This is a genomic window from Arthrobacter sp. NtRootA1, from assembly GCF_019976975.1.
GTDB classification, from domain to species: domain Bacteria; phylum Actinomycetota; class Actinomycetes; order Actinomycetales; family Micrococcaceae; genus Arthrobacter; species Arthrobacter aromaticivorans.
The window spans coordinates 4,824,970-4,839,916 of record NZ_AP024630.1; the positions used below are offsets into that span (position 1 = coordinate 4,824,970).

The following is a 14,947-nucleotide window of genomic DNA, read 5'->3' on the forward strand; positions in this document are numbered from 1 at the left end:
CGGAGCAACTTTTCAAACTTACCCGATCAACCAGATCTTTGCAAATCAGCGTTTCCGCAATTACCGATCCAGTCCCCGGCCCCACCATCACAGGCACGCTCAAAAGCGAACCATATTCCAGGCTGTCATCAAAGGGGGTCGGCCCCCGCGGCTCCCAGCACCAGGCTGTCTCACTCGCGGCGACTCAGAAGACATTACACGCCCACAAGCCCCGACACAAATCCACCCCCACACCACCCAAAACCCCGCAAACACACGCCAAACACCCCCACCCAAGACCCAAAACCAGCCCAAAACCACCAAAACAACTTTCCGTGAAGCCCATCACACCAAGAAACGGCGACACTCCCCTGCCCTTTGAAGCGGCACCCAGGATCCGCCGTCGGGCCTAATCCAGCGGCCGACATCGGCCAGGCCAACAGCCTCTGAATTCAAGGGCAGCCGCCCCAGACACGTCAGGATGTGCGAGAGCAACAGCCCAAACACGCCACGATGTGCGAGAGCAACCGCCCAAGCCCCGCGGGAAGTGAGAGAACGATGCTCGAAAACAACGATTATGTGAGCGAGCAACTGGAAGGCGGCGGTTATCCGGCAGCCCCAAGAGGGCCCACGGCGACAGGGTTCCCTGACCGAGCTCGCGAGGTTAGGGAGTCGACGGGGACGGGACGAGCGAGCGCACAGAGGATGACCGCCGCCTTTACCCCGCCCACCGCCGCCACCTTTACCCGCCAAAGAGCCACTTAAACGCAGAAAAGGCCGGCAACCATAACGGTTGCCGGCCCTTTCAGAGCTTCGTGATTACCAGGAAGACTTGGTGATACCCGGGAGCTCACCGCGGTGAGCCATGTCGCGGAAGCGAACACGGGAGATACCGAACTTCTGGAAGGTGCCGCGGGGACGGCCGTCGATCTGGTCGCGGTTACGCAGACGGATCGGGGAGGCGTTGCGGGGCAGCTTCTGCAGGCCGAGGCGTGCAGCTTCGCGTGCTTCGTCAGTCGCGTTGGGGTCAACCAGGGTCTTCTTCAGTTCGAGACGCTTGGCAGCGTAACGCTCAACAATGACCTTGCGCTGCTCGTTGCGAGCAATCTTGGACTTCTTTGCCATGTGTTTAGCGCTCCTCTCGGAATTCGACGTGCTGGCGGATCTTGGGGTCGTACTTCTTCAGGACCAGACGGTCAGGATCGTTACGACGGTTTTTGCGCGTTACGTAGGTGTAACCCGTGCCCGCAGTGGACTTCAGCTTGATGATCGGACGTACGTCCTTGTCCTTTGCCATTAGAGCTTTACTCCTCGTGCCAGGATGTCGGCGACGACAGAGTCGATGCCGCGTACGTCGATTGTCTTGATGCCACGGGCTGACAGGGTCAGCGTGACGTTACGGCGCAGGGACGGAACCCAGTAGCGCTTCTTCTGAATGTTCGGGTCGAACCGACGCTTGTTGCGGCGGTGCGAGTGCGAAATGCTGTGTCCAAAGCCCGGCTCGGCCCCGGTCACTTGGCAGTGTGCTGCCATGACTCTCCTCCAAAGATTGAATGTAACGGTGTGCAGATGTTCCTGCGTTACCGTGCGATAGGCAGCGTTCGCGTCCGATCCTTACCATTTCGGTAGTTTCCGCATCAAGTACGGCGAAGAAGGTTGGGCCTCAGAACCGGACAGTGATAAACACTGGAACAGATCCTGGGATACCGGGCGAATACAGGAATGTACGCAACTTGAGCCCCTAACTACCGGCCATCGGGATGTCAGTCAGACTGACCTCACCGCCAACCGGAGCAATTGCACACGATCCGCACTACCTAGCGCCTAACTATTCTACGGGCCAGGCCAAATTAAGACCAATCAGGAATCATAAGCCCTCACAAGCCCATTCACAGCAGAACGAAAGGATGCTTGGCGAGTCTTGGATCATGACATCGCTTCTTTCACGTGTTTCGGGTGCTGAACACTCCGCGGCGCCGGGCCCACGGACGCCACCAGCCGCCGTCGAACCCTTCCTGGCGCAAGCCCGACGGCGGCTGGCCCGGGCCGACCTTCTGGGCTTCCTCGCGTGGGTGTCCCCGGTGGTCGCGGTCGCCTTGTGGCTCGCAGACGGCGGCGCAGGCGGGTTCTCCTCCTTTGCCGGAAGCGCGACAGGCCTGGGAATCGTGGCTGGTTTGGTCGGCATGGACCTGGTCCTCGTCATGCTGCTCTTGGCGGCCCGGATCCCGTTCGTTGACAACACGATCGGGCATGACCGTGCTCTTGAGATCCACAAATCGCTGGGTAAGCCGGCGCTTTACCTGCTTCTGGCACATGGGATCCTCCTGGCGGTCGGCTACGGGGCGGCAGAAGGCCTTGACCCCATCAGCGAATCGGTGTCCCTGTGGGTCAACGTCCCGGATATGTGGCTCGCGTTCGTCGCGATGGCCCTGTTCATCGCCGTGGTGGTGACCTCATTGGTGGCCGTGCGACGCAAGTTCCCGTACGAATTTTGGTACGTGATCCATCTCCTGACATACGCCGCGGTGGCAACGGCCATCCCGCATCAGTTCAGTGTGGGCGGACTCTTTGCCGAAGGAACCTGGCAGCGCTGGTATTGGCTGGCTTTCTGCATCGGGACGGGTGCGGCACTCCTTTTCTTCAGGATCTACCAGCCACTCGCCGCAACCTTCCGGCATCAGCTCACGGTCAGCCGGGTAGTCCGCGTGGCACCTGAAGTGTTCAGCATCGAAATGACTGGGCTGCAGCTGGAGAAGCTGAGAGGCAGCGGCGGGAGATTCTTCATCTGGAGGTTCCTGGCTCCCGGGTTCTGGTGGCAGCCGCATCCCTTCAGTTTGTCCGCGGAACCGCTTCCGGCCACGGGTACTGCAGCGGGCAAACTCCGCATCACCGTCCGAAATCTAGGCGACGGATCCGCCCGGCTGGCCCGCCTCAGGCCTGGCACCAGGGTCGCCCTTGAAGGACCCTATGGGATGTTCAGCACCGCCGCCCGGTCCCGCAACAGAGTGGTGATGATCGGCGCCGGCATTGGCATCACTCCTCTGCGGTCGCTGCTGGAATCCACGCCGTTTGAGCCTGGCAATGCAACGGTTCTGTTGCGCGGACACGACGAATCAGAGCTCTTCCTGGGTCAGGAAATCATGACCCTTTGCCAAGCCCGCGGCGCAACCCTCTTCCACCTGACCGGCCCGCGCTCCGCACGCCTCAATGAATGGCTGCCCGAATCAGCCGTCCAAGCAGGTTTCACGCTCCGCTCCTATGTCCCGGACGTGGCCAACGCCGACGTCTACGTCTGCGGCCCTGCCGACTGGGCCGGCAAGGTGGTCCAAGAGGCACAGGCCGCCGGGGTATCTGCAGAACAACTCCACTACGAAAGGTTCGACTGGTGAGAATCCGGGCAGCAATGGCAACGGCCCTGGCGTCCGCGGGCATACTGCTCGCAGGCTGGCAATCAGGCGCTCATGTTGCCGAAACAACCACATCCACCACAACAAGCCTGAGCAGCAGCATGACGGCTGGCGGTTCGGCTGCGAACGGCAGCACCGGCACCACCGGCACCAGCGGCGCCAGCGCGGAAAGCACGACGGCGGCAACGTACGACGGCGCGTCGGTCAGGACCCGCTTCGGCACGGTCCAGGTGCAGGTGACCATCCAGGACGGCAAGATCACTGAGGTAGTACCCCTGCAGCTCACCGATGCCGAGCGGAAGTCGGCCCAGATCAGCAGCCGGGCAGCACCGGTCTTGCGATCCGAGGTCCTGCAGGCCCAATCAGCCAACGTCCAAACTGTCAGTGGTGCGACGGTCACCAGCGAGGCCTATCTCACCTCCCTTCAGGCGGCCCTCGATGCAGCCAACTTTTAACGGCGAACAACTCCGCGCGCGTGCGTTCCGCAGCATGGGCACTGTGGTGAGCCTGACCGTGGCGAGCGGAACGGCCGCCCAAACCGCCGTCGATGAACTGCAGTCCGCCGTCGACGTCGTAGGAGAGATATTTACGCAGCTCGACCTGACGTTCAGCCTTTATCGCGAAGGATCCGAGGCAAGCCGGCTGGTCCGGGGTGAACTGACGTTGGCTTATGCCTCGGAGTTAATGCAGGAGCTCTATGCAGCGGCCTCGGAATGGCGCGTGGACACCGAAGGTGCGTTCACGGCCGAACGACCGGACGGCGCGTTGGATCTTTCCGGAATCGTCAAAGCCCACGCCATGCGTGAAGCTGCACTGTCCTTAGGTGCCCTCGGCCTGCAAAATTGGTGCCTCAACGCTGGCGGGGATGTGCTGGTAAGCGGGTCACCGGGGCCCGCGGACACTGGGTTTGAAGATCCCGACCCGTGGCAGGCCGGCATCGTTGATCCGTTCGATCGCCAGAAGCTGATCAGTACATACCGCCTCGGCGCCTCGGCGGAAGGCGGAATGACGGCCCTTGCAACGTCAGGCTCGGCTGAACGTGGAGAACACATTTGGACGGTAGGGAGCGGACGGTCCGACTTCCTTCAGGTCTCCGTGGCGGCGCAGGACATTGTTACGGCCGACGTCCTGGCAACGGCAATAGTCGCCGGCGGAACGCAGACTTTGGATCGCTCAGTGGAGAAATGGGGCGTCGAAGTGCTCGCGGTTGGCAGGACCGGCACGCTGCTCGCCACGCCGGGTTTCCGCAACGCTCACTGAGCCCAGTCCTTCTGGACCGGGCTAGACCGGGCGGATCAGAGCCGGATACTTCGGGCTAAGCCCATCGCCCGAGGACGTACCCCGCACACGGCGCACCACCCAGGGGCCGGCGAATTCCCGGACCCATCGCGCGTTCGCCCGGATGGCTTCGGACCTGTTCAGCGTGGGAAGCGGTGCGAGTTCCGGGACTTCGAGCACATGCTCATGTTCGAGGACGTCCAGCACGCGCTTGGCCATATTAACGTGGCCCGCCGTCGACATGTGCATCCGGTCCTGCGCCCACATCCGGACGTCGTAGTACTCATCAAACCGCCAGTAATCCACCAGCAGGGCGCCATGGTTCTCGGCGATTTCACGGAGCAACTCGTTGTAGATCGCGGTCCGTCCACGCATCGTGCTGAAGACCTTCGAACCACGGGCATCGAAGCCCGTGAAAAGGACCACCGTGGCGCCGGTTGCGCTTAACTTGGCGATGCCGGCGTCGTAATCCTCCATAAGCGAGTCAATATCGATCTTGGGCCGCAGGATGTCGTTGGCACCGGCATACATCGTGACCAAAGTGGGCTTTAACGCGACCGCTGCGTCCACTTGCTCTGCCATGATTTGGCGGAGCTTCCTGCCGCGGATTGCGAGGTTGGCATAGCCGAAGTCCTCGTTGCTGTGGGCCAACTGCCGGGCAACGACGTCTGCCCACCCCCGGACGCCGTTGGGGCGCGTTGGGTCGTGGTCGCCAACGCCCTCTGTGAAGGAATCCCCCAAGGCAACATAACGGGCAGAAAAATCCATGCCGTCAGTCTGCCATTAGCCCACCACTACCTACAAAGCATGGGCAACGCTACGATTCGCGCAGGATCCAATGGTTATTGTCCAGCCTGGAGACGATTTTCTCGCCGATACGCGCGAGGTCCGCGACGTCGTCGGGCGAGAGCGAATCCAGCATCAGCGCCCGCACGGACTCAACGTGACCGGGAGCGAGGGCCACGATGGTGGACATGCCAGCCTCGGTCAGGTGGGCGACGGTGACGCGCGCGTCGCCAGGATGTGCCTGGCGTTCCACCCAGCCGCGCTTCTGGAGTTTGGTGACCACGTGCGACAGGCGCGATAGCGACGCACTGGTCCGGGCGGCGAGCTCGCTCATGGGCAGGTACCGGCCCTCGGTTTCGGAGAGCATCGCCAGCACGTTGTAGTCGAACAGTGACAATTTTCCAGCAGACTGAAGCTGCGTATCCAACGCCGAGGGGAGCAACGTATTAATGCTCAAGAGGGCCAACCAGGCACGGCGTTCGTCGGCATTAAGCCAGCGGGGTTCAGTCATGGATCCATCTTAGGAGAATTAGCCGGTTGGCCCGGCCTTGCTGCCGCCGCAAACGGTAGGCTGGCGGAATGTTTGTTGTCTCCTTGACCTACAAAGTTCCCGACGAAATCGTCGATTTCCACCGGCCAGGCCATATGGCCTGGCTTAAGAACGCGTTCGACGCCGGCGTGTTCCTTGCGTCGGGACGTCGCGTTCCAGCCACGGGCGGCGTGCTGCTGTCAAAGGTTGACCGGGCAACGCTGGATGACTCACTGGCCAAAGACCCGTTCTTCAGCAACGGCGTGGCCGAGTTCGAGATCATCGAATTCACCGCGACAACTGTGTCCGAGGGCTACGAGAACTTGCTCGAGAACTGAGGCCTGCCGGGTAGCTTCACTGCATAGCCTGCTGGTTTTCGACCAGTTTCTTCAATCCGCCCTTGCGCGGGACTTTGACGGGCTGCGGCCAGCGGGCACTCAGGGAATCACCCAGGGTAACGCCCCGGAGTTTGCGTCCAAAGAGGGGCAGGACCCAGTCGTTCACCCACCGCCGCTGCCTGCGTTCCCATTCGCGCATAGTCATTCTTTGGGGTGGGTCCCATCGCTTCAGCGAAATCTTGTGCGGGACGTTCAAGTGATCCAGGACCTGAGCGGCGAGATATTTGTGGCCCGCCTTGGACATGTGAAGCCGGTCAGGGGCCCACATCCGTGAGTCTTTGTAGGCGTCGAAGCACCAGTAGTCCACCAGGATCGCCCCGTATTTTGCGGCCACCTCACGGACCTTTTGGTTGTACAGGGTGTTGCGCTTCTTGAACGGTTCCAGGACGGCTGAGACCTTCACGTCAAAGCCGGTAAAAAGGACCACTGTTGCCCCAGTGCCAGCGAGCCGGGCGACCAGCAGTCCGTAGTCGGTGAGGAGCGCATCCATGTCCGTGCCAAAGTCCAGGATGTCATTGCCACCGGCATACAACGTGATCAGCGTTGGTTCCATGGCGAGGGCGGGCTCAAGCTGTTCATCGATGATGTGCCGGAGCCTCTTACTGCGCACTGCGAGATTCGCGTACTCCCATCCCGGCTGCGCTTTCGCCAATTTCTCGGCGACCCGGTCTGCCCACCCGCGAACCCCATTGGGCAGCACCGTACTCGGGTCCCCCACGCCCTCGGTGAAGGAATCCCCAAGGGCGACGTACCGCCGTCGTCCGCTTTGCCCATCCGCGTAACCATCCCGCATCCCGCCAACGCTACCCACCCCCAGTTACACCCCAGCCAACCCAAAGTGAACAGGTGAAACGGGAAGTGAGAGAGCATTCCCCAAAAAACGACGGGAAGTGAGAGAGCATTCCCCAAAAAACCGTCGGGAAATGAGAGAGCATCGGAAGGGTAAGGGACGCACGAGGCCGCTTGGCGGGGGTCCGGCAGCGTGCGTCAAAGCGACGAAGGAGCAGCACGCCGAGGATGCCCGCCAAGCGGCCGGACCGGGCGGCGACGCGCCCTAAGGCTTAGCCCTCTGCCTTGCCCCGTCGCCAGTACCCCATGAAAGCAACTTGCTTCCGATCAATTCCGACGTCCCGCACCAAGTACCGCCGCATTTCCTTGATCACGAACGCTTCCCCGGCGATCCAGGCGTAGAACGGCAGCGCACCGGCAGGCAAAGTGGGGTTCTTTGTGGCTTCGATGGCTGCGGTGTCCATGCGTTGCGGGGTTTCCCAGAGGATGTCCTGGTCCACGTTGACGTCTTCGGGCTCGGGTCCGGCCGCGCTCCCGGAGCCCTTGATGCCTACCCAGCCCGGGACGGGAACAGCCTTGGCGACGGCTTCTTTGAGGAGTTCCCCGTGCGGGCGGGAGCGTCCGATCGCTGCGCCACGGGCAAGCCAGGTGATTTCGATGTCTGCAGCTGTGCTGATGTCTTGGAAGTCGCCGGCTTCGGGTACTTCAAGGAACGCGTGGCCGGTCATGTCCGCGGGGAGGCTCTCGAGGATGGCACTGATGGCCGGCACCGCTGTCTCGTCTCCGGCGAGGAGGATCCTCTGGGCAAGGCCCGGGCGCCATTCGATGCCGCCGTAGGCACCGGCGGTGGTGCACTGCGCCGCACGGTTGTTGGGGCCAATGATGGTGAGGGCATCGCCGGGCTTGGCTTCTTTCGCCCAGTTGGCTGCAGGTCCGCCATGGCCTGCGTCGTCGAAGTGCATGACGAAGTCGATGTCGATTTCGGGGTACACGGCGTCGAGTCGCTCAGCCCTGACGGTGTAGGTGCGCATTGCTCCCCGGACGGAAGCATCCATGGCCAGCCACTCTTGGTACCAACCGGCTTCTTCCATCTTGAATTCGGGCAGTGGGATCTGCTGTCCGTTCGCGTCGAAAGAAGGAATCATCAGCTTCACGCGCAGGTCCAGGGTGTCGCCTGCAACGCCGAAGCCGCGCAGTAAGTAGCCACCGAACGTGATCCGGCGGAAATTCGGGCTCAGGTCCTGCACGGCCGAGACTGTGACGTCGAAGGCCAGGGTCATGGGTTCCACGGCGGCGCTCGCTTGGGCCCGTGTTGGTTGTGCACTCATGAGGCGATCTCCAGTTCGTTGGTTGAAACGGGCTGTGCGTGGTGGCGTCCTATAGGGACGATGAGCGGTGTTCCTGAGATGGGGTCGGGAACCACCCGGGATTCCAGGCCAAAGACGTTGTTGACCAGTTGCTCGGTCACTACAACGGGTGCGGGACCTTCGGCCACAATGCATCCGCCCTTCATGGCGATGACGTGGTCGGCGTAGCGCGCGGCGAGGTTGAGGTCGTGAAGCACGATCGCCACGGTGGTGCCCCGGCTCCGGTTGAGGTCCGTCACGAGGTCCAACACTTCAACCTGGTGCGCAAGGTCCAGGTACGTGGTTGGTTCGTCAAGCAGCAGCAGGTCGGTTTCCTGGGCAAGGGCCATGGCAATCCAGACGCGCTGGCGCTGTCCGCCGGACAGTTCGTCGACGCTTCGCTCTGCGAGTTCCAGCGTTGCGGTTGCTTCGAGCGCCCGCTGCACCGCGGCGTCGTCCCCCTCGCTCCAACTCCGGAAGAAGCCTTGGTGTGGATACCGGCCCCGTCCCACGAGGTCGCGGACACTAATACCGTCCGGAGCGGTGGGGTGCTGGGGAAGAAGGCCCAAAGTCCGGGCGAGCTCACGCGCGGGTCGGGAGTGGATGTCCTTGCCGTCGAGGGTCACCGCACCACCAGCGGGCTTGAGCAGCCGCGACAATCCACGGAGCAACGTGGATTTACCGCAGGCGTTGGCTCCCACGATCATGGTGACTTTGCCTTCGGGGATTTCGGTGGTGAGGCCCTCGACCACCTTGCGCTGCTCGTATTGGAGTGTCAGGTCCTTGGCATTAAGGATGGCCATGTCAGGCTTCCTTTCGATTCGAGGTGACCAGGAGCCACAACAGGAAGGGTGCACCGAGGGCGCCGGTGATGACGCCGACCGGGAGGACGGTTCCGTCGAGGATGACGGGCGCGATGTTGGAGGCGAAGAAGTCAGCAGCCAGCACGATCAGCGCACCGGTCAAGGCCGACGCCGGGAGGCTGGGTTTGCGGACGATGCGGCGTGCAATCGGCCCGGCGAGGAAAGCAACGAACGCTACGGGACCGGCAGCAGCGGTTGCGACGGCGGCAAGCCCGACAGCGGTCAGCACCAGTCCCAGCCGGGTGGCGTTGACCCTGATGCCCAAGCCGGCTGCTGCGTCGTCACCGAGTTCGAGAATGCGCAGCGGGCCGGCCAGGATGATGACAGCCGGAACCAGGACCAGCAAGGAGGCCGTGAGGATGCCGGCGCGCTCCCAAGTGGCAGAATTCAGCGAACCGTTAAGCCATACGAGGACATCAGCCGCGGTACGGATGTCGGCACGGGTCATGAGGAAGTTGACCACTGCGTGCAGTGCCGCGGCGATGCCCACACCCGCAAGGATGAGGCGGTTGCCGGCAGCATGGCTGCGGCTGCCTCCGCCTGAGCCCGCGCCGCGCGAAATCGCGTAGATAATGGCAGCGACACCCAGCGCGCCGCCAAGGGCTGCCCAGGAAACGACTGCGCCGGAAGCACCAAAGATCACAATCGCCGTCACCGCCGCCGCACTGGCTCCGTAGCTGATGCCGATAATGTCCGGGCTGGCCAGGGGGTTCCGCAGCATGGTCTGGAAAAGGGCGCCAGCCAGGCCAAAGGCAATGCCGATCATGGTTCCCACCACCGCGCGCGGCAGTTTGTGCTCCATGACGATGAAACTGGCGCCGGGGATCTTCTCACCGCCGGTGAGGTGGTTGATGACGATTGTGAAGAAATCGGGAATGGTGACGGTGTAGCTGCCCAGCAGTACGTACACCGCGAACATGACCACGAGGGCCACGCCAAGGAAGAAGGTGGGGCTGAGCACGCGCCGAGATGACAATTGATGCGAATGTTTCCGGGGAACATTGCCATTAAGTGCTATCTCGGGAGCGGGCTTAAGTGCACTCACAGCCCGGCCCCCTTTCCGCGGCGGATGAGCCAGACAAAGACCGGCGCGCCCACGAGCGCCGTCATAATGCCGGCGGGAACTTCGCCCGGCAGCAGAACCACGCGGCCGATCACATCGGCGATGATCAGCAGGATCGGCGCGGAGATCATGGAGAACGGCAGGACCCAGCGGTAGTCCGGGCCGGTGAGCGAACGGACAGCGTGCGGAATCACCAGGCCGAGGAAGCCAATGGGTCCAGCCAGCGCGGTTGCGGATCCGCACAGCAGGACAATGCCCAGGCCGATGATTCCGCGGGACAGGGCAACATTCTGACCAAGTCCACGGGCGATGTCGTCACCCAGCGCGAGGCTGTTCAAGATGCGGCCACTGGCCAGGACAATCACGGCGCCGACGGCCAGGAACGGAAGTGCAGGCAGCAGAACGGACCAGTCCCGTCCACCAATGCTTCCCACCTGCCAGAAACGGAATCGGTCCAAGGTGTCCTGGCTTGAAACCAGAATGACGTTCATCAACGAGAAAAGACCTGCGCTCAGGGCCGCGCCCGCGAGGGCGAGCTTGACCGGCGTCGCACCGTCACGGCCCCTGGACGCGATCGCGTAAACGACGACGGCGGCCGCTGCTGCGCCGATGAAGGCGAACCAGATGTAGCCGGTCAGCGAACCGACGCCGAAAACATAGATGCCCACCACAACCGCAAGGGCCGCACCCGCGTTGAGTCCCAGAATGCCGGGATCGGCCAGCGGGTTGCGGGCCACGCCTTGCATCGCTGCGCCAGCCAAGCCAAGGGCTGCGCCTGCGAGGAGGCCCAAGACTGTGCGGGGAATCCGGGCGATGACCACTGCGTGGTCGCCGCTTTCAGGATTGAAGTTGGTGATGGCTTCCCAAATGGTGGACAAGGGAAGCCCACGCGCGCCGACCGCCAGGGATGCTGCGCAGGCAGCGACGAGTACGACGACGGCGGCCACCAGCCAGGCAGTGCGCCCGCTTGTGACTCTGGAACCGGTTCCCCCTCCGGCCGCATTGCTCCGAGGGGCGCTATCCCGCTGGTCACCCGGCACGGATGTGCCGCCAACCTGCCCCACGGAAGCCGCCGTCGTCGTACTCAATTTCATTGCAGTTACTTGCCTGCCGCTTTGTCCGCGGCGCTGCCCAGCTGCGGCAGGAACGTATCCAGTGCCCACGGCAGGCTCAGCGGCGAGGAAGCGGAGATGGACAGCGTAAGGGTCTGATCGGCGTCGGCAACGAGCGCGCCGGACTTGACGGCGGGTATCTGGCCCAGCAGGGGGTCAGCCTTGATGGCGTCGGCCGTGGCGGCTTCGGGCACCCATGTCACGAAGACATCGGACTTGAGCTCGTTAGCCTTCTCAGCGGACCACGGGATGAAGAAGTCCTTGTTGGTCTTCGTGTTCTGTTCCACTACCGGAGCGAGCTTCATGCCGATTTCCGAGAGGAAGCGCGGGCGGTTGTCGATGGCCGTGTAGACGTTCACGCCGTCACCCTTGGCCGGCTCCAGGTTGCCGTAGATAAAGGTCTTGTCCTTGATCTGCGGGTACTTGGAAACCTTGTCCTTGACGGTGGCTTCCGTGTCTTCGATCAGCTTCTTGGCTTCGGCTTCCTTGCCGAGGGCCTTACCGATGATGGTGGTGCTTTCCTGCCAGGGCGTACCGTAGGCGAGCTCCGGGTAAGCAACCACGGGAGCGATTTCGGAGAGCTTCTTGTAATCGGCTTCCTCCAGGCCGGAGTAAGCGCCGAGGATCACGTCAGGGTTGAGCTTGGCGATCTCGGTGAAGTTGATGCCGTCCGCCTCGGAGAACTGCACGGGAGCCTTGTCCGAACCGAAGCCTGCGCCAAGCTTCTCCAGCGCGGCGTCCTTCCAGGGCGTGGAGCCCTTGTCGTTATTGCCCCACTCGTTCTTGGGAACGCCAACCGGGACAACGCCCAGGGCTATTGCGACGTCGTCGTTGACCCAGGAGATGGTGACTACGCGCTTGGGTTGTTCCTTGATGGTGGTCTCACCGAAAGCGTGCTTGATGGTCACGGGGAAAGCCGCGGTTTCTGCCTGCTCCGCTGCCGGAGTGGAGGTGGCAGGCCCGGTGGAGCAGCCAGTGAGGGAAAGGGCGACGGCGGCCAAAGCGGCTGTCGCGGTGCCTGCGGTCTTCAGCAGGGCGCGGCGTGGAAGAAGGGAAGCCACGGGACTCCTTAGGTAAGGGATGCGAACCTAAGTAAGGCTAGCCTAGCCTTTGAATAATTACGAAACGTTTGCGTCACGTAATGTCCATGCTGCGGCATTGCTAAGATATCGGCAGCGGACTACCGCTTCCAGAGAGAACGACGAGGAGATGAGCGTGCGCACGGTTTCAGTTGCTGCAGCCATGGTTGGCGAGGTGGCCATTTTGGCCTGCTTGGCACTCCCCCACCCGTCGGCATCACTCTAGGTACACGCCCTCCACAAGCACCCCTGTTTTCGGGTCTCTTTGCTGTTCGCGTTCTTTGCTGTGCCTTGCTTTCACCGATGACCGACGCTCCTTTCCAGCTCGCGCGCTCCTGTTCAGCGCGACGTCGTTCAATTCCGAAAGTAGCTTTGCCATGCAGAAAATCACTGCCCAACAAATCCGTTCATCATTCATCAATGCCAGCCGGTCCGAAGCCGCCAAGCTCAACCTTCCCCGCGACTTTGAAACCATCGACTGGGACAACCTTGAATTCCTCGGTTGGCGGGACGAAAAAATGCCCCAGCGCGGGTACTTGGTGGTCCCGCACAGGGGCAAGCTCACAGGAATCATGCTCCGGGCGCCTGAAGGCGGCTCCGGAAAGAAGCGTGTGGTGCTCTGTGAACTGTGCCGCGACGTCTTCTCCAAGGACGACGTCTACCTGTGGGTCGCCAAGAAGGCCGGACAGTCCGGCAAGGACGGTAACACCGTGGGGACCCTGATCTGTGCCGAGTTCGGGTGCAGCGCCAATGTGCGCAAGGAACCGCCCGTCAATGAAATCAACCCGGACCCGGCCGTCGTCGTGGTCCGGCAGATCGCCGGCCTGGAGGAACGGACGGCCCAGTTCCTGGACAGGGTCCGAGGTACCTCCACCCGCTAAAGGCAACGCGGGGTCACTTTCGGCCCATTAAGGTCTCTCCCATGGGCCGTAAGTGACTGTGAGGATTGGGGTGGCTGGTCTGGGACTGGCTGGCAGAGTGGTAGTAGTCGTTCTGCCTCGCGGGTGTGACTCTGTAAGTGACTGGCCCTGTAGAGGGTGCCTTTGAGTGGGATCTGTCCGTCCGCGGGGTGGAGCGGCCGGTACCGCCCGGCCCACCTCGGTAACTTGATCAGAAGGTTGTCCGCCCTCAGGCGTGACTCGTCACAGTGTTGTTCCGAAGTGACCTCTACCCGGGACCGGTACCGGCCGTTTTACGGCCCTGACCACATCCGCGAATAGAGGAAGACGCCAGAACCGCCATGACTATCGTCGCGCATTCCCGTCCTTTTGTCGTCGGCGTCGACACGCACGCCAAAAACCATGTCTACGCCATCATCACCGCAGGCACCGGTGAATTGATTGCCACCCGGGCCTTCCCGACCACCGGGGCAGGCATCAACCGTGCCATCGCCTGGGTCGCGCGCCACACCGGCGCTGACCTGGCTGCCTTATGGGTCGTTGAAGGAGCCGCGTCCTACGGCGCCCTGTTGGCCGGCGCGGTCGGCGCCGCCGGCTACGAGGTCGCCGAAGCCGCGCGCATGGATGCACGTCAGGGAACCGGTAAATCCGATCCGCTCGACGCGCACCGGATCGCCGCAGCCGTTCTGCCCTTGGATGAGCAGCAGCTGCGCCAGCCACGGCTGAACGAAGGGGTCCGCGCCGCCTTGCGGGTCCTGGTCTGCGCACGGGAAGCCATGACCACCGACCGTACCCGGGCGGTCAACGCCTTGACCGCCCTCCTGCGCGTAAACGACCTCGGCCTGGATGCCCGCAAACCCCTGACCGGAGCACAGATCGCCGAGGCGTCCCGGTGGCGTTCCCGGGAGGAACCACTGGCACTGACCGTCGCCCGGTCCGAAGGGGTCCGGCTAGCCAAACGCATCAGCGAGCTCGACGCGGACATCAAAACCAACAACCGCCAAATCACAGAACTGGTCCAAATAAGCGAAGCCGCCCCGCTCCTGCAGGAACCAGGCTTCGGTCCCGTCACTGCCGCCATCTGCCTTACCGCCTGGTCCCACCACGGACGGCTCCGCTCAGAAGCAGCCTTCGCGTCCCTAGCCGGGGTCAACCCGATTCCGGCGTCCTCCGGCAACACCGTCCGGCACAGACTCAACCGCGGCGGCGACAGAACCCTGAACAAAGCCCTGCACATGGTCGCCCTGAGCAGAATGACCTTCGACCCGGCCACCATCGGATACGTCCACAAACGACAAGCCGAAGGACGAACCAAAAAGGAGATCCGCCGGTGCGTGAAACGCTATCTCGCCCGACGGACCTACCGAACCCTTAACGCCACAAACACGGACCCACGCCACCCTTGACAACCATAGAAGG

Annotated in this window: 17 protein-coding genes; 6 read left to right on the forward strand and 11 right to left on the reverse strand. The window is 62.6% G+C overall.

Features of this window, described 5'->3' with window-relative positions; genetic code table 11:
* Positions 1 to 798: 798 nt before the first annotated feature.
* From rpsN to rpmB, 3 genes are read right to left on the reverse strand one after another with little or no spacing between them, the layout of a single operon-like run.
* Positions 799 to 1,104: a 30S ribosomal protein S14 gene (rpsN, locus tag LDN90_RS21960; protein WP_216927432.1), complete on the reverse strand. Its 306-nt coding sequence runs from the start codon at positions 1,102 to 1,104 to the stop codon at positions 799 to 801.
* A 4-nt stretch (positions 1,105 to 1,108) separates the two neighbouring features.
* Positions 1,109 to 1,276, reverse strand: coding sequence for a 50S ribosomal protein L33 (gene rpmG, locus LDN90_RS21965; protein WP_003798558.1), 168 nt, complete (start codon positions 1,274 to 1,276; stop codon positions 1,109 to 1,111).
* Positions 1,276 to 1,512: a 50S ribosomal protein L28 gene (rpmB, locus tag LDN90_RS21970; protein WP_011776361.1), complete on the reverse strand. Its 237-nt coding sequence runs from the start codon at positions 1,510 to 1,512 to the stop codon at positions 1,276 to 1,278. The genes rpmG and rpmB overlap by 1 nt, the downstream gene beginning before the upstream one ends.
* Before the next feature lie 395 nt (positions 1,513 to 1,907).
* On the opposite strand from rpmB, the gene LDN90_RS21975 reads away from it, so the two are divergent.
* The 3 genes from LDN90_RS21975 to LDN90_RS21985 are packed head-to-tail and all read left to right on the forward strand — an operon-like array spanning position 1,908 to position 4,646.
* A complete protein-coding gene (locus LDN90_RS21975) occupies positions 1,908 to 3,368 on the forward strand; it encodes a ferredoxin reductase family protein (protein WP_223947118.1) in 1,461 nt (486 codons plus the stop codon).
* A gap of 14 nt (positions 3,369 to 3,382) precedes the next feature.
* Entirely contained in the window at positions 3,383 to 3,841 is a 459-nt protein-coding gene (locus tag LDN90_RS21980) for an FMN-binding protein (RefSeq protein WP_223947119.1), read from the forward strand.
* Positions 3,825 to 4,646: an FAD:protein FMN transferase gene (locus LDN90_RS21985; protein WP_223947120.1), complete on the forward strand. Its 822-nt coding sequence runs from the start codon at positions 3,825 to 3,827 to the stop codon at positions 4,644 to 4,646. Before LDN90_RS21980 ends, LDN90_RS21985 begins: the two co-directional genes overlap by 17 nt.
* Before the next feature lie 21 nt (positions 4,647 to 4,667).
* On the opposite strand, the gene LDN90_RS21990 is transcribed toward LDN90_RS21985, so the two are convergent.
* Together LDN90_RS21990 and LDN90_RS21995 are read right to left on the reverse strand one after the other, a co-directional pair.
* Positions 4,668 to 5,432, reverse strand: a complete 765-nt coding sequence (locus LDN90_RS21990; protein WP_223947121.1) for an SGNH/GDSL hydrolase family protein — start codon at positions 5,430 to 5,432, stop codon at positions 4,668 to 4,670.
* Between the two features lie 49 nt (positions 5,433 to 5,481).
* Positions 5,482 to 5,961, reverse strand: a complete 480-nt coding sequence (locus tag LDN90_RS21995; RefSeq protein WP_216927438.1) for a MarR family transcriptional regulator — start codon at positions 5,959 to 5,961, stop codon at positions 5,482 to 5,484.
* 68 nt (positions 5,962 to 6,029) lie between these two features.
* Between LDN90_RS21995 and LDN90_RS22000 the strand changes: the two genes are divergently transcribed.
* A complete protein-coding gene (locus LDN90_RS22000) occupies positions 6,030 to 6,317 on the forward strand; it encodes a YciI family protein (RefSeq protein WP_223947122.1) in 288 nt (95 codons plus the stop codon).
* 16 nt (positions 6,318 to 6,333) lie between these two features.
* Here the strand turns inward: LDN90_RS22000 and LDN90_RS22005 are convergent, their stop codons facing one another.
* The 6 genes from LDN90_RS22005 to LDN90_RS22030 form a co-directional block, all read right to left on the reverse strand.
* Positions 6,334 to 7,170 (reverse strand): SGNH/GDSL hydrolase family protein, encoded by an 837-nt coding sequence (locus LDN90_RS22005; protein ID WP_223947123.1) that lies wholly within the window; start codon positions 7,168 to 7,170, stop codon positions 6,334 to 6,336.
* Between the two features lie 268 nt (positions 7,171 to 7,438).
* Positions 7,439 to 8,494 (reverse strand): siderophore-interacting protein, encoded by a 1,056-nt coding sequence (locus tag LDN90_RS22010; RefSeq protein ID WP_223947124.1) that lies wholly within the window; start codon positions 8,492 to 8,494, stop codon positions 7,439 to 7,441.
* A complete protein-coding gene (locus LDN90_RS22015; protein ID WP_223947125.1) occupies positions 8,491 to 9,315 on the reverse strand; it encodes an ABC transporter ATP-binding protein in 825 nt (274 codons plus the stop codon). Before LDN90_RS22015 ends, LDN90_RS22010 begins: the two co-directional genes overlap by 4 nt.
* A gap of 1 nt (position 9,316) precedes the next feature.
* The gene (locus tag LDN90_RS22020; protein WP_223949361.1) at positions 9,317 to 10,294 is read right to left on the reverse strand and encodes an iron chelate uptake ABC transporter family permease subunit; all 978 of its coding nucleotides are present in this window, start codon (positions 10,292 to 10,294) and stop codon (positions 9,317 to 9,319) included.
* A gap of 122 nt (positions 10,295 to 10,416) precedes the next feature.
* Positions 10,417 to 11,532, reverse strand: coding sequence for an iron chelate uptake ABC transporter family permease subunit (locus LDN90_RS22025; RefSeq protein WP_223947126.1), 1,116 nt, complete (start codon positions 11,530 to 11,532; stop codon positions 10,417 to 10,419).
* Positions 11,533 to 11,537: 5 nt separating this feature from the next.
* The gene (locus tag LDN90_RS22030) at positions 11,538 to 12,611 is read right to left on the reverse strand and encodes an iron-siderophore ABC transporter substrate-binding protein (RefSeq protein ID WP_223947127.1); all 1,074 of its coding nucleotides are present in this window, start codon (positions 12,609 to 12,611) and stop codon (positions 11,538 to 11,540) included.
* Between the two features lie 395 nt (positions 12,612 to 13,006).
* Here LDN90_RS22030 and LDN90_RS22035 point away from each other — a divergent pair, with 395 nt between their 5' ends.
* Both LDN90_RS22035 and LDN90_RS22040 read left to right on the forward strand, forming a co-directional pair.
* Positions 13,007 to 13,510: an FBP domain-containing protein gene (locus tag LDN90_RS22035; RefSeq protein WP_223947128.1), complete on the forward strand. Its 504-nt coding sequence runs from the start codon at positions 13,007 to 13,009 to the stop codon at positions 13,508 to 13,510.
* 359 nt (positions 13,511 to 13,869) lie between these two features.
* Positions 13,870 to 14,934: an IS110 family transposase gene (locus LDN90_RS22040; protein WP_223947129.1), complete on the forward strand. Its 1,065-nt coding sequence runs from the start codon at positions 13,870 to 13,872 to the stop codon at positions 14,932 to 14,934.
* The last annotated feature ends 13 nt before the right edge of the window (positions 14,935 to 14,947 follow it).

Excerpts from the sequence above, each read along its gene's own strand:
- rpsN (WP_216927432.1), bottom strand. The coding sequence starts at position 1,104 with ATGGCAAAGAAGTCCAAGATTGCTCGCAACGAGCAGCGCAAGGTCATT.
- rpmG (WP_003798558.1), bottom strand. The coding sequence starts at position 1,276 with ATGGCAAAGGACAAGGACGTACGTCCGATCATCAAGCTGAAGTCCACT.
- rpmB (WP_011776361.1), bottom strand. The coding sequence starts at position 1,512 with ATGGCAGCACACTGCCAAGTGACCGGGGCCGAGCCGGGCTTTGGACAC.
- LDN90_RS21975 (WP_223947118.1), top strand. The coding sequence starts at position 1,908 with ATGACATCGCTTCTTTCACGTGTTTCGGGTGCTGAACACTCCGCGGCG.
- LDN90_RS21980 (WP_223947119.1), top strand. The coding sequence starts at position 3,383 with ATGGCAACGGCCCTGGCGTCCGCGGGCATACTGCTCGCAGGCTGGCAA.
- LDN90_RS21985 (WP_223947120.1), top strand. The coding sequence starts at position 3,825 with ATGCAGCCAACTTTTAACGGCGAACAACTCCGCGCGCGTGCGTTCCGC.
- LDN90_RS21990 (WP_223947121.1), bottom strand. The coding sequence starts at position 5,432 with ATGGATTTTTCTGCCCGTTATGTTGCCTTGGGGGATTCCTTCACAGAG.
- LDN90_RS21995 (WP_216927438.1), bottom strand. The coding sequence starts at position 5,961 with ATGACTGAACCCCGCTGGCTTAATGCCGACGAACGCCGTGCCTGGTTG.
- LDN90_RS22000 (WP_223947122.1), top strand. The coding sequence starts at position 6,030 with ATGTTTGTTGTCTCCTTGACCTACAAAGTTCCCGACGAAATCGTCGAT.
- LDN90_RS22005 (WP_223947123.1), bottom strand. The coding sequence starts at position 7,170 with ATGCGGGATGGTTACGCGGATGGGCAAAGCGGACGACGGCGGTACGTC.
- LDN90_RS22010 (WP_223947124.1), bottom strand. The coding sequence starts at position 8,494 with ATGAGTGCACAACCAACACGGGCCCAAGCGAGCGCCGCCGTGGAACCC.
- LDN90_RS22015 (WP_223947125.1), bottom strand. The coding sequence starts at position 9,315 with ATGGCCATCCTTAATGCCAAGGACCTGACACTCCAATACGAGCAGCGC.
- LDN90_RS22020 (WP_223949361.1), bottom strand. The coding sequence starts at position 10,294 with ATGTTCGCGGTGTACGTACTGCTGGGCAGCTACACCGTCACCATTCCC.
- LDN90_RS22025 (WP_223947126.1), bottom strand. The coding sequence starts at position 11,532 with ATGAAATTGAGTACGACGACGGCGGCTTCCGTGGGGCAGGTTGGCGGC.
- LDN90_RS22035 (WP_223947128.1), top strand. The coding sequence starts at position 13,007 with ATGCAGAAAATCACTGCCCAACAAATCCGTTCATCATTCATCAATGCC.
- LDN90_RS22040 (WP_223947129.1), top strand. The coding sequence starts at position 13,870 with ATGACTATCGTCGCGCATTCCCGTCCTTTTGTCGTCGGCGTCGACACG.